We start from the raw sequence: 12,795 nt of genomic DNA on the forward strand, positions 1-12,795 counted from the left end.
GAGTCGGGCGGGGTCGGTGCCGGGGATTCCGGCTCCGGGATGTGGACGCCGGCGTCGATCGTGTGATCGACCCCTCCCGGCATGTCCGGCGCGGTGACCGGCGCGTAGCCGTTGCAGAGCCGGCCGGAGGTCGGCGGGGTCACGTTGGAGTCGTGGACCGGGTCGTCACCGGCGCGCGGCAGTGTGAACCGCAGGTCGGTGGCGGCCGGTTGGCCCGGTACCTCGCTGGTGTCCGCCGTGCAGACATCGAACTGCACGGTGTACTCGGCGCCCGGTGTCAGCTCGTACTCCGCGCCGACCCCGCCGAAGTAGTACTCACCGGCGGCATCGGTCGTGGTCGTGGCGACCTGCTCGCCGTCGGCGTCCAGGAGGTTGATCGTCGCACCCGGCAGCAGTACGTGCCCCGGGTCCTGGAGGCCGTTGCGGTCGCCGTCGTACCAGACCACGTTGCCGATCTGGATCGGCGCGTTCGCCGCGGCGTAGGCGATGTCGCCGAGGCCGCCGGCCTTGCCGAACCCGTTCTGGTTCGGGCCGACGAACTCGTACGCGTTGTTGACCGGGTCGTTGCCGGGGCCGAGGCCGGTGGCGACGTCGTAGTAGCCGGTTCCGCTGGTGATGACCCGGCCGGCCGGGTCCATCTGGGTGCTGACGACCCACTGCTGCTGCGGGATGTAGGCGACCGATCCCAGGGCGGACTCCTGGTGCGGCCCCGGCTGGGTCGCGGAGCCGCCGTTCGGGAAGAAGTCACCCGGGAAGTACTCGACGACGCTGCCGGGCTGGACCCCGGTAAGGGTCGGGTCCGTCGCGTGGTCGGGGCAGCTTCCGGTGCCCTCCCAGTCGTACCCGCCGTCGGGCCTGGCGCAGGCCATGTTGATGTCGCCGCCGGACATCCCGTTCTGCGGTGTGTCGATGCCCGGCCTCGGGTCGAGACCGCCCCAGCTCACGACGTCCATGAACCGGTCGCGGAAGCCGAGGATCAGCGAGCCGTCGCGGGTGAAGGCCATGCTGGCCAGCGAGGGCTGCGGATTGATCATCGCGCCGCCCAGCTGGAAGGAGTCCCAGTCCTCCAGGCCGGTGTGCCAGGGGTTCCAGTGGTTGCCCTGGCCGTTGCCAGAGTTGCCGACGTGCACCTGGCCGCGCTCGAAGTCCAGCGGCTGGGACAGCACGGTGGTGAACTCGTCGCCGTCATAGGTGGCGACGACGGCCCTCAGGTCCGCGCGGTCCTGGGTGCTCTCGGCGCTGCACACGCCCCCGACGTACAGGCTGCCGTCGTGGGCGGCCACGCTGAACGGACGCCAGTCCCCGTCCGTCGCGCAGCCCGGGTCGGGGATCGGCACGGTCTCCTCGGGCGCCGAGGCCGTGGGCCCGGTCGCGTCGAAGCTGACCAGGCTACGGGTGAGCAGGTTCACCGCGTACAGGGTCGAGCCGTCCTCCGACAGGGCCAGGCCGCCGATGCTCTCCGTGCCCGGCGCGTCGGTGAACCCGGCGTCCTTGATCAGGTTGTCGGTGTCGTGCGCCGTCTCCGTGGCGTCCGGCACCGTCGCGAACAGCGTCGGGGCACCGCCGTCGGCCGGCTGGGCGTAGATCGCGCCGCCGCCCTCCGGCCCGTACTCGGTGTACCGGCGGGCGAACGCCGCCTGGAACAGCTGGTCGCGGTACCGGTCGTAGGCCAGCCCGTAGGTCGTGCCCACCTGGTCCTGGGTGTTGAGGACCTCCGGGCACGCCGCCGGGTCGGGGCAGACGCCCCTGGCGTCCGTCCCGAACGCCACCAGTGCCCGGGTGTCCGTCCCGCCCGCGCCGCTCTGGATCGGCACGAAGTAGCGGGAGTCGGGCAGTGCGTAGTCGGCCGGGTTCCAGACCCCGGTGGTCACCGAGTCGTCCGTGCCGTCCGAGACGTCCACGAACGAGGTGAAACTGTCGAAGTGGTTCGGCGCGGTCGAGGCGGGCGCCGCCCGCAGATAGTCCTGGTAGGGTGCCGGCACGGTGACGTCGACCCGGTACCGGCCACCGGTCAACTCGTCCGACGGCGGCACGACGACTCTTCCCGTGACATCCGTGACGCCGGTGACACGGTTACCCGCAGGGTCGGTGACATCGACCTGGATTCCCCGTTGGGGCACGTCCATGGTCGCGTTGATCACGCCGGTGCCGAAGAAGTCCCGCAGAACCTCGACGGTCAGGGTACCGTCGGTGGTCGCGGCTCCGGCCTGTCCGGCACCGGCCAGGACCGTGCCCACACCGCCCCCTACAAGGAGCACGCCGGACAACCCCGTCCGCAGCAGTGCACCTAAACGCATAGCGCTCCCTTCGTCCTGGGCTGACGCAAACCCAGCGACTTCCGCGCAGAGACTACAGTTGACGACCCGTAGTATTTGGCCAATCACGGAGTTCGAGGGTGCCTCGGTGAGAACTGTTATCTCGCGCCGCGCGCGGAGCACCGACGTCAAGCGGCGCCGCCGGTGGCCACGGTTACGTTGGGTAGCGGCAGGCGTCGCCTGTGTCGCGGCCGCCGCTACCAGTGCCTTCGTCCTCCTCGGCGGCGACGACCCCGCCGCCCCGCGGGCGTTGACCTCGGACGAGGTGAACCGGCTGGCGGTCACGCGATTCCTCAACTACCAGGCCGAGGGCCGGGCGGTGACGATCGACGTGCCGAACCTCGACGGCGGGCTGGTCATCACCGCGTCGGTCGACTACCGCACCCACACCGGTTACGGGGTGGTGCGCGGGACCGGGCGCGACACGTCGAGCGACGGGCTGATCCGGTGGACGGCCAGCACCGTCCTCGTCCACCCCATGACGGACCCCCCGGAGGTCGCCCCGGCGTCGCCGCCCGAGTCCGGTTGGTACAGCCGCCCGCTGCTGACGTCCGGCATGACCCTGGACAGCGCGCTGGCCATCGTGCTCGGCCTCGGCAGCGACCGGCCGGACAATTCCGCGCTGCTGCCGCAGAACGGCGCCTCCTGGGTCGGGCGGGAGGAGGTGCGCGGCCATCCGACGGACATCATGAACGGGCCGCGTGCCGAGGCCGATTCCGGTGCCGACGCCGATGCCGGTGGCGGCGCCGAAGCCGAGTCCGGTGCCGAGGTCCCCGGCGGCGACCCCGGCACCGGTACGTCAGGGACCGTGCGTTACTGGATCGGCTCGGACGGCACCATGTACCGGGTCGAGGTCGGTATCGCCTCCGCGCCCGAGCCGGTGGTCCTCGACTTCGACACCCAGACGTACGTCCCCGTCGAACCGCTGCCCGAGGCCACCCCGACGCCGTAGGACCTGTCCGCCGCTCACGAGGCCCGAACCCGCGCGCGGTCGGCGAGCAGCGACGCCGGCGGCAGCGCGATGTCCGCGACGACCGGCAGCTCCGGAACGTCCGGCACCACGGTGGCGCCGACCGTGCCGGCCCCCGGGAACTCCGGCTGCGGTCCTGGCGCGGCCACGTCGGTGAAGGGAATGCCCGCGGGCGCCGCCGGGCCGCGCCAACTGCCGGAGGGCGTGGGGGATGTGGCGGGGACGGGGCAGGACGCGGTGGACGCGAGCCCCTCGGGCACGGTCGTCAGCAGCTCGTTCCCCTCCAGGCAGTTGCCCTGTCCCCCGGTGGCGGTGGGGAAGGTCCAGCCGATGTCGACGCCGTTGGCGGTGAAGGTGTTGTCCGTGATCCGGTTGCCGTCCGCCGTCAGGTCCGCGGTCGCGGTGATCACGAGACCGGCGTTGGTGTTGCCGGTGACCAGGTTGCGGACGAACCGGTTGTCGCTGCCGCCGTCGACGCCGATGCCGATGCCCCAGCCGCCGTCGGCCTGTTCGGGGGTCTCCGGCTGCTGGTTGTCCGCGATCAGGTTGCCCGCGATGACGGCGTCGCGCTGCGGGAGCAGTTTCTCCTGGTGGTCGGAGTTGGTGGTCAGCCCGACCCGGTTGCCGACCAGACGGTTGCCGACCACATACATGTCGCCGCTGGCGTTGGTGCCCTCGTAACCGACCGCGTTGAGTTCGGAGACGTTGTCCCGCACCACGATCCGGCACGGCCTGCACTGGCCGACGTAGATCCCCGAGTCCGCCCCGCCCGAGGTGTAGGAGTGCTCGATGACACCGTTCTGCGCGGAGAACGCGTAGATGCCGTAGAGGCCGTTACGGGTCGCGGTCACGTGCGACACCAGGAACGATTCCAGGAGGGTGACGGGTTCGTCGCCGGTGTCGTAGCCACCGCTCCCCGGCAGTCCGGCGACCGCCGCCGCCGAACCGGTGACCAGCACCCCGTTGTGCGTGTTGTTCCGCACGGTCAGGTTCTCCACGGCCACCCCGGGCGCCGTGACGACCACACCGTTCGGCTGCCGTACCTGCCCGTCGATGACCACCTCCGCCCGGGACTCGCCCCGCAGCGTGACGCGCTCCGTGTCGATCTCCACCGACTCGTGGTACACGCCCGGCGCCACCAGTACCAGGTCACCGGGTTGGGCCAGGGACACCGCGTCCGAGATCGTCGGAGCGTCGGCGGGCACCCGGATCGTCACCTCCGCGCCGTCCGGCCGCCGCCCCTCGCCCGATCCGTCGTCGCCACCGCCGCCACCGCCGCTACAGCCGGTCACCAGCGTCAGCGCGCCCAGGGCAGCCGTCATGACGCGAAGAGCCAATCGAGACATGATCCCAGTCTGACACGGCGTCACCCTGCCGGAACGTCGAACTCCCGCTCGCAATATGACGGTTGAGCGGCAGCCTCAGGCCGGGTGTGGCAGGGTACGCCTCATGCACAGCGCCGACCGTCCCCCGTCACGCCGCGCGTTCCTCGATGTCACGGGTGTCACGGGTGTCACGGTGGCCGCCGGTCTCCTCGCCGGGTGTTCAGGGGACTCCGCCCGGTCCGCCCGGTCCGCCCGGTCCGCCGCGTCCGACGGTTCCGACGGGTCCGACCGGTCCGACCGGTCCGGCGATCCCGCCCCTTCCGCGTCGGCCACGCCCACGCCGGTCGCGGTGACGGGCCGGTACCAGGCGGGCGTGACGCTTCCCCGGGCGGCCCAGCCGCACCTGCTGGCCCTGGTGGCCGACCTCGGCGCCGCGGTGCCGCCCGGCCCGCTACTCGCCGAACTCGGCGAGACCATCCAGACCCTCGCCGCCGGGTCCGACCCGCGCCTGCTGGGCCTGTCCCCCGGCGATGTGACCGTGACCGTCGGCGTGGGCCCGCGGCTGGTACGGACGGCCGGTGCCACCCTGCCAGGCGCGACCGACCTCCCGCCGTTCTCCCGCGAGCGGGTCGCCTCGCGGGACCGCGGCGGTGACCTGCTGATCCAGATCTGCGCCGGCGACGCCCTGCTCCTGCCGCTCACCGCCGCCGCGCTCCTGGACCAGGTCGGCGACCGCGTCCAGGAGCGCTGGCGGCAGTTCGGACGCCGCGGTGCGGAGGTGCCGGTGGCCGAGGACCGCTCCGCGCCGCGCAACCTGCTCGGTTTCATCGACGGCATCGTGGGCCCGCACACCACCGCCGAGCAGGAACGTGACCTGTGGCTGGCCGGACCCCCGGCGGTCGCCGGCGGCACCCTGGCCGTGCTGCGGCGCATGGAAATCGACCTGACGCGGTTCGCCGCCCTGTCCGTCGCCGAACAGGAGGCGGTCTTCGGGCGGCGCCGGGCCGGCGGCGAACCCCTCTCAGGCGGCGGCGTCGACGCGGCCCCCGGACTCAACGCCAAGACGCCCGAAGGGCGCTACCTCGTCCCCGTGGACGCCCACGTACGCAGGGCGAACCCCACCGTGGTCGGCGTCGGCCACATGCTCCGCCGCTCCTACAGCATCGACGACCCCGCCCCCGGTCTGCTCTTCATCAGCTTCCAGAACGACCTGCGGACCTTCACGGCCACGCTCGCCCGCATGGACACCTCCGACGCGCTGCTGCCGTTCACCACCACGACCGCCAGCGCGACCTTCCTGATCCTCCCCGGCTACGACCCGCGACGCCCGCTCGGCTCCACCCTGTTCGGCTGATCCACGATCACCACGTGCCCCGCGATCAGGGATTCCCCAGGCCAGGCGGCTTCGCCCGGGGGCTGCCTCACGGCCGGTCGTCATCGCCCCGAGAGGGGCCTCGCGACGACATTCGTACAAGACCGACGGCCGGCAGGGCGGGCATCGTCCCGTCCATGCAACATGACGACGTCACGCGCGCGCACGGAACGCACGTGGTCCACCACGGCCCACGGCAGGCCCCGCCCCTGGTGCTCATCCACGGATCGGGGTCCTCGGGTGCCTCGTGGAACCCGGTGGTACCGGCACTCGCCGACCGGTACCACGTCATCCGGGTCGACCTCCCGGGGCACGGCCACTCCTCACCCGCGCCGTCCTACGGCGTTCCCGAGCAGGCGGGCCGGCTGGCCGCGGTACTCGACGATCTCGGCCTTCCGCCGGCCACCGTGGTCGGGCACTCCAGCGGTGGATACGTCGCCACCGCGCTTGCCGAACAGCGCCCCGACCTGGTGGGTTCGCTCGCCCTGATCAGCAGCGGCCCGAGTCCCGACGCGCTCCTCCCGCAGCCCGTCGTCCTCCGGATGCTGATCGCCCCGCCGCTGGGCCCGCTCCTCTGGTCGATCCGTTCGGACGCGATGCTCCGCAAGGGGGTGACCGCGACATGCAACGGCCCGGTGGACGTCCCCGACGACCTGGTCGCCGAGGTCCGGGGCATCGGCTACCGCACGTTCAGGACGGTGCTGCGCCGGAACACCGCGTACATCGCCGAACGGAGCGTGCCCGACCGCCTCACCGCCCTCGGCGTCCCGGTCCTGGTGATCTTCGGCGCCGCCGACCCCCGCTGGAATCCGTCCTCGGCACGCCGATACGACACGGTGCCCCACGCGCGCGTCGAGCGGCTGCCCGGTGTCGGCCACTTCCCCATGCTCGAAGCCCCGGAGACGACCGGCGAGTTGCTGCTGGCCTTCGCGGCGGCGGGCCGCTGACACCGACCACTACCCTGGTGCGGTGTCGGCCACGGAGTCACCACCTGCCTGGATGTCGGTGGAGGTCGCGGTCCCGCGGCAGCCGGAGCGACTGCCCGGGATCAGCATGGCCGGGTTCGGCCAACGCGTCCCGGCACTCGTGGACATCGCCATGGTCGCGCACCCGTCGGTCACCCTGCTCGTGGACCTGAGCGAAGGAGACGGCCTCGTCCACGACGCCCGCGGCCGGCACGAACGCGGCAGCGTGGTCGTCGGACTGACCCCGGGCGACCTTCGGGTCAGTGGCCGGACGGCCGAGCCGGTCCGGTGCCTCCAGATCCGGTTGTCGCCGGTCGTGGCGGCCGCCGTACTCGGCGCGTCGACCGAGCTCGTCGGGACGGTGGTCTCCCTGGAAGACGTCTGGGGCCGCGACGCCGGACGAACCGAGGACAGGCTGCGCGACGCCACGTCGTGGGACGAACGCTTCACGATCGCGGCGGACGCCCTCACCCGACGGCTGGACGCCCGCTCACCGCTCGATCCGGAGACCGCCGCCGCCTGGTACCGGATACTCACCAGCCGGGGACGGACGCGGGTCGACAGCCTTGCGAACGAGGTGGGATGGAGCCGTAAGCGCCTGTGGTCCCGCTTCCGGTCCCAGATCGGTCTCACCCCCAAGCGCGCCGCCCAGCTGGTGCGCTTCGACCACGCCGCCCACCTGCTCGCGGCGGGTGAGCCCCCCGCCCGGGTGGCGGCCGCGAGCGGCTACGTCGACCAGTCCCACCTGCACCGCGAGGTCAGGGCGTTCACCGGGGTGACACCCACCGCCGTGGCCGCCGCGCCGTGGCTCGCGATCGACGACGTCGCATGGCCGACCTCGTCGCCGTCGTCGTCGCGTCAGGTCCCGGCGAGGTGAGCGACGGGACACCTCGCCCACGGCCGTCCGGGAGGACGGCCGCCACACGAGGTGTCGGACGAGTGCGGAGACGGGTCGGCGCGGTCGGAGGGGGTCCGGTCACCGTCTTCGGGTACGACCGGGGATGTACTGCCGGCCCGCGTACAGTCGTCGATGCACGCGGTGAACCCGACTGTGACGTGACGACCGGCCCCCTCCCCGTGAGTAGCCTGCTGGTGTGTCCGGCATCGTTCCCGTTCGGCGGGTTCGGCGGTTTCTCACCAGGCGACCTCGCCCCCTGGTCCTCCTCGACTTCGCGCTCGCCGCCCTGCTGTGCGTCGGTCTGCTCTGGGCCGACGGCCTCAGCGACGCCGACCGCGCCGTCGACGGCGCGCACGTGCTGCGGGTCGTGGGCATCGTCCTCGCCGCTCTCACCATCGCCGCCCGCCGGCTCCGTCCGCGCTCGTCGTTCGCGGTGGCGTCGCTCTGCGCCTTCGTGGTCTCCGCGCTCGGCGGCGCGCCGCAGATCTCGGTCTGCGTCGCCCTCACCGCCTACACGGTCGCGGCGACGGCGGAGTACGCGCTCTGGTGGGTTCGCCCCGGCGTCGCCAGCCTGCTGATGGCCGCGGGGGTCAGCATCGGGAACGACTCCTCGGGCTGGGTCGCCGTGCTCGTCGCCAACGTCGCGATCATCTGCGTGGGCTGGTTCGCCGGCCTCGCCGCCCGGGAACACCGGAACAGGATCATCGCCACCGCCGAGCAGGAGGCCGAACGCGAACGCCAGCAGGCCGCCCGCGTCCGCCAGGCCGCCGTCGACGAACGCCTGGTCATCGCCCGCGAACTGCACGACATCGTCGCGCACTCGATGAGCCTCATCGCGGTACGCGCCGGGGTCGCGCGCATGGTCATGGACAGCGATCCGGCCCAGGTGGCGGAGACCCTCGGCATCGTCGAGACCACCACCCGCCAGGCCCTCCACGAGATGCGGCTGCTCGTCGAGGTCCTGCGTCACGAGCACGCCGTCGACCCCGCGCTCACCCCCACCCCCGGGCTGGCCGACGCGGCCGCGCTGGCCGACCAGATCCGCAGTGCCGGCGTCGACCTGCGCCTCGATGTCCGCGGTACGGCCCGCCCGCTCCCCGCCGCGGTGGACCTGTCGGCGTATCGCATCGCCCAGGAGGCCCTCACCAACGTCGTACGCCACGCCGGGCCGACCAGGGCCACCCTCCGCATCGAGTACCGCGCCGAGGACGTGGTCATCGAGGTCACCGACAGCGGCCCCTCCGCGCCGCGGCGCCGGAAGGACGCCGCACTCCGCTCCGCCGCCGAGCCCGGCACCACGGCCGGTCACGGGCTGATCGGCATGCGCGAGCGAACGGCCCTGTTCGACGGCCACCTGCGCGCCGGGCCTCACGGCAGCGGTTTCCGGGTCCAGGCACTGCTGCGTACGGGAGAAGTCCAGCCCCATGACCACCTCGTCGGGTGAGTCGGCCCCCGCCGGGGGCGACCACGACCGGGGCCGCCGCGCCCGCGGTGCGGAGCCCGGCGGTGCGGGCCCGCGGCCGGGGCGCGGCGGAGAGGTCATCGGCGTCAGGTACCGCGCCTGTCGGTGAGGACCGGGCCCTGGTCATCGGCCGGGGTCCGGGCGTGGACCCGTTCGCCGCCGGCCGGCGCCGCGGCGGGTCCCTCGACGGAGACGTGCGGCAGGATGCGGTCGAGCCACCTGGGCAGATACCAGTTCCACTTCCCGAACAGCTGCATGGCCGCCGGTACGAGGATCGTGCGCACCACCAGGGCGTCGAGCAGGATGGCCACGGCCACGCCGAGCCCGAACTCGGCGATGATGCGCATGCCCATGAACACGAAGGCCGTGAACACGCAGATCATGATGATCGCGACAGCGTTGATGAGCTGGCCGGTGGCGGCCTGGCCGCGCCGGACGGCGAGGTTGTTGTCGCCGGTGTGGAGCCACTCCTCGTGGATGCGGCTGACCAGGAACACCTCGTAGTCCATCGAAAGACCGAACAGGACGGCCAGCATCATCGGCGGCAGGAACGACTCCACCGGCCCGGCCGGGCCCGCGCCCAGGGCGGACGAGCCCCAGCCCCACTGGAAGACCGCGACCACGATGCCGAACCCGGCGCCGGCCGAGAGCAGGTTCATCACCGCCGCGGTGAGCGGGATGAGGATGCTGCGGAACGCGAGCATCAGCAGCAGGCATCCCAGGACGACGATGATGGTGACGAAGAGCGGCATCTTGCCGCTCAGCTCGGATGCGAAGTCCTTGTGCACGGCGGTCTGCCCGCCGACGTGGACGGTGAGCCCGTCCTCCTCGTGGTCGGGGATCACGCGGTCACGCAGTGTGTCGATGAGGTCCGACGTCTGTTCCGACTGCGGGGATTCCGTGGGGATGACCCGCAGGGTCCGCACCGTCGCGTCGGGCGTGGCCGGAGGGGCCTGAACGGACGCCACCCCCGGAACGGTCTCGATCTCCTGTCCCAGTTGGGTGAGGGCGGTCGCGGCCTGCGGGGACGGGACCTCCGCCACGAGCAGCAGCGGGCCGTTGTGTCCGGGGCCGAAGCCGTCGGCGAGCAGGTCGTAGGCCTGACGTGTGGTGGTGTCCTCCGGGTTGTTGCCGGCGTCGGAGGAGCCCAGCCGCATCGAGAAGAACGGGATCGTCAGCGCCACCATGAGCACGGTCGCCGTGATCGTGAGCGGCACCGGCCGCTTCTGCACGTATCCGGCCCATCGTTCCCAGCCCTTGGAGACCTGGGCCTCCATCGGCCCTTCGTTCCTGAGCCGGGCGCGTTGGCGGCGGCTGAGCACCCGCGTTCCGAACAGCGCGAACAGGGCGGGCAGCAGGGTCACGGCGACCGCGACGGCGAACGCCACCATGATCGCCGCCGACAGCCCGATCCCGGACAGGATGCTGAACCCGAGCATGAGCAGGCCGAGCATCGCGACCGCGACCGTACCGCCGGCGAAGATGACCGCCCGGCCGGAGGTGTTCATGGCCGCCACGGTCGCGTCCTCCGGGCCGAGCCCGGCCCGGATGCCGTTGCGGTAGCGGGCGACGACGAACAGCGCGTAGTCGGTGCCGACGCCGAGACCGATGAACGCGGCGATGATCGGGGCGGTGCCGGGGACGCTCATCGCATGGGTGAGGAGGTCGATCGAGAGGATCGCGCCGCCCAGCGCGAGGACCGCGGCGATGAGCGGGATGGCCATCGCCACGAAGGACCCGAACGCGAACAGCATGACGATGGCCGCGGCCAGGAGGCCGATCAGTTCGCTGCTCGACGTCGAGGGCTTCTCCAGCTCCCCCATCACCGAGCCGCCGAACTCCACCCGCAGGGTGTCGCCGCGCAGCTCCGAGCCCAGGTCCATGACCTGCTGGATGTTCTCGGTGTCCAGGCTCTGGCGCTCCTCGGTGAAGGTGACCGTGGCGTAGGCGGTCGCACCGTCCTCGCTGATCTGCGCCGCGCCTTCCGGGGCGAACGGGCTGGCCACCGCGCCGACTTCGGGCACCTCGGCCACCCGGGCCAGCATCTTGTCCACGTCGGCCCGGACGGCGGGGTCGGTCACCCTGCCGCTGGTCGCGTGCAGCACGATGGTGCCCGAGTCGCCTGAGGTGCGCTCGGACTGTGACGCCAGCAACTCCCCGGCCCTGGTCGACTCGGTGCCGGGCAGGGAGTACTCCTCCGAGAAGGCGGCGCCGCCCGCGGCGGTCACGCCGCCCGCCAGGATCGCGAGCAGCAGCAACCAGCCGCCGACGACGATGAACCGGTGCCGGAAGCACCACCGCGCGATCCCGCTCATCGGCTCCCGCCCGGGAGCCCGGTCTGATGGTTGTCGAAATGGGGCACAACTCTGCCTTCGTGACGTAGGTCGGGCTCAGCGCCTTGCCGCGCTGCACGGTCCGCTCATCCCTGTCGCGCGGACCTCGCCGCAGTTCGGAAGCCTGCCTCCGCACGGGCCCCGGCGTCGTCAGGCCGCGGTCCGATTCGGGCGTCCGGCCAGGGGGGTACTGGCCGTCGGCATACAGTCCTGGATGTACGCGCGGGTGCGACCGTGACCCGACGGTCACTCTCGGCCGTGCGGCTGCCGTATCGTTCGGCGGGCGCGGCCGGGCGTAGGGCCTTGTATGTTGGTCACCTGCGGCGCCCCTGCCCTTACCGACGTCCGCATTCGGAGGCCGGCGATGACGATTCGGGTGGTCGTGGCCGACGACCACATCCTCGTACGTGCCGGCTTCAGCGTGCTCGTGAACGCCGCGGCGGAGATGGAGGTCGTCGCCGAGACCAGCACCGGCCGCGACACCGTGGCGGCCGGCCGCCGGCACCTGCCCGACATCATCCTGATGGACGTGCGGATGCCTGACATGGACGGCATCGAGGCCACCCGGCAGTTGCTCGGCGACCCGGCCACCGAGGCCATCCGGATCGTCATCCTCACCACCTTCGACCTCGACGAGTACGTGTTCGCCGCCCTCAAGGCCGGCGCCAGCGGCTTCCTCCTCAAGGACACCCCGCCCGAGAAGCTGCTCGCGGGAATCCGCACCGTCGCCGCCGGCGAGGCCCTCCTCGCGCCGAGCGTGACCCGGCGTCTCATCCGTGACTTCGTCAACCGCAACGCCCTCGACTCCGGCGTCTCGACCACGCTGCTCGACCCGCTCACGGAGCGCGAGAGGGAGGTCCTGGTCCACGTGGCCGCGGGACACTCGAACACCGACATCAGCGCACAGCTCCACATCAGCGTCGCCACCGTCAAGACCCACGTCAGCCGCCTGTTCAGCAAGCTGCGGGCGAACGACCGGGCCCAGCTCGTGGTGATCGCCTACGAGACCGGCCTCGTCGAGCAGGTCCGGCGGCGATAGGCCGGCCGGGCCGGACGCCCGGCCCTGGCGCGCGGCGTGGTCCGCGTCGCGCCTTCGAGGGACCCGGCCCAAGCCGGCGGATTCACGGTCTCCCCCGCGCAGCCCTCCCCCGGGCC

General features: G+C 72.2%; 9 protein-coding genes. 6 read left to right on the plus strand and 3 right to left on the minus strand.

Going from position 1 to position 12,795, the window contains the following annotated elements; all coding sequences use genetic code 11:
* On the minus strand, positions 1-2,297 hold a 2,297-nt coding region (locus E1283_RS20235; protein WP_132819516.1), incomplete at its 3' end, for an SdrD B-like domain-containing protein.
* A gap of 268 nt (positions 2,298-2,565) precedes the next feature.
* Here E1283_RS20235 and E1283_RS20240 point away from each other — a divergent pair.
* Positions 2,566-3,267, plus strand: coding sequence for a hypothetical protein (locus E1283_RS20240; protein ID WP_132819523.1), 702 nt, complete (start codon positions 2,566-2,568; stop codon positions 3,265-3,267).
* Between the two features lie 14 nt (positions 3,268-3,281).
* Here E1283_RS20240 and E1283_RS20245 read toward each other — a convergent pair whose 3' ends face one another.
* On the minus strand, positions 3,282-4,631 hold the full coding sequence (locus E1283_RS20245; RefSeq protein WP_132819517.1) for a right-handed parallel beta-helix repeat-containing protein: 1,350 nt from the start codon (positions 4,629-4,631) through the stop codon (positions 3,282-3,284).
* Positions 4,632-4,734: 103 nt separating this feature from the next.
* Between E1283_RS20245 and E1283_RS20250 the strand changes: the two genes are divergently transcribed.
* The 4 genes from E1283_RS20250 (at position 4,735) to E1283_RS20265 (ending at position 9,289) form a co-directional block, all read left to right on the plus strand.
* Positions 4,735-5,964, plus strand: coding sequence for a Dyp-type peroxidase (locus tag E1283_RS20250; RefSeq protein WP_132819518.1), 1,230 nt, complete (start codon positions 4,735-4,737; stop codon positions 5,962-5,964).
* Positions 5,965-6,119: 155 nt separating this feature from the next.
* A complete protein-coding gene (locus E1283_RS20255) occupies positions 6,120-6,929 on the plus strand; it encodes an alpha/beta fold hydrolase (RefSeq protein WP_132819519.1) in 810 nt (269 codons plus the stop codon).
* 52 nt (positions 6,930-6,981) lie between these two features.
* A complete protein-coding gene (locus tag E1283_RS20260; RefSeq protein WP_243744972.1) occupies positions 6,982-7,824 on the plus strand; it encodes a helix-turn-helix domain-containing protein in 843 nt (280 codons plus the stop codon).
* A gap of 217 nt (positions 7,825-8,041) precedes the next feature.
* Entirely contained in the window at positions 8,042-9,289 is a 1,248-nt protein-coding gene (locus E1283_RS20265) for a sensor histidine kinase (RefSeq protein WP_132819520.1), read from the plus strand.
* 104 nt (positions 9,290-9,393) lie between these two features.
* Here the strand turns inward: E1283_RS20265 and E1283_RS20270 are convergent, their stop codons facing one another.
* On the minus strand, positions 9,394-11,622 hold the full coding sequence (locus E1283_RS20270) for an MMPL family transporter (protein WP_132819521.1): 2,229 nt from the start codon (positions 11,620-11,622) through the stop codon (positions 9,394-9,396).
* Between the two features lie 382 nt (positions 11,623-12,004).
* Between E1283_RS20270 and E1283_RS20275 the strand changes: the two genes are divergently transcribed.
* Positions 12,005-12,679, plus strand: coding sequence for a response regulator transcription factor (locus E1283_RS20275; RefSeq protein ID WP_132819522.1), 675 nt, complete (start codon positions 12,005-12,007; stop codon positions 12,677-12,679).
* The last annotated feature ends 116 nt before the right edge of the window (positions 12,680-12,795 follow it).

It is taken from the genome of Streptomyces hainanensis, from assembly GCF_004348415.1.
Taxonomy (GTDB): domain Bacteria; phylum Actinomycetota; class Actinomycetes; order Streptomycetales; family Streptomycetaceae; genus Streptomyces; species Streptomyces hainanensis.

Excerpts from the sequence above, each read along its gene's own strand:
- E1283_RS20245 (WP_132819517.1), bottom strand. The coding sequence starts at position 4,631 with ATGTCTCGATTGGCTCTTCGCGTCATGACGGCTGCCCTGGGCGCGCTG.
- E1283_RS20250 (WP_132819518.1), top strand. The coding sequence starts at position 4,735 with ATGCACAGCGCCGACCGTCCCCCGTCACGCCGCGCGTTCCTCGATGTC.
- E1283_RS20255 (WP_132819519.1), top strand. The coding sequence starts at position 6,120 with ATGCAACATGACGACGTCACGCGCGCGCACGGAACGCACGTGGTCCAC.
- E1283_RS20260 (WP_243744972.1), top strand. The coding sequence starts at position 6,982 with ATGTCGGTGGAGGTCGCGGTCCCGCGGCAGCCGGAGCGACTGCCCGGG.
- E1283_RS20270 (WP_132819521.1), bottom strand. The coding sequence starts at position 11,622 with ATGAGCGGGATCGCGCGGTGGTGCTTCCGGCACCGGTTCATCGTCGTC.
- E1283_RS20275 (WP_132819522.1), top strand. The coding sequence starts at position 12,005 with ATGACGATTCGGGTGGTCGTGGCCGACGACCACATCCTCGTACGTGCC.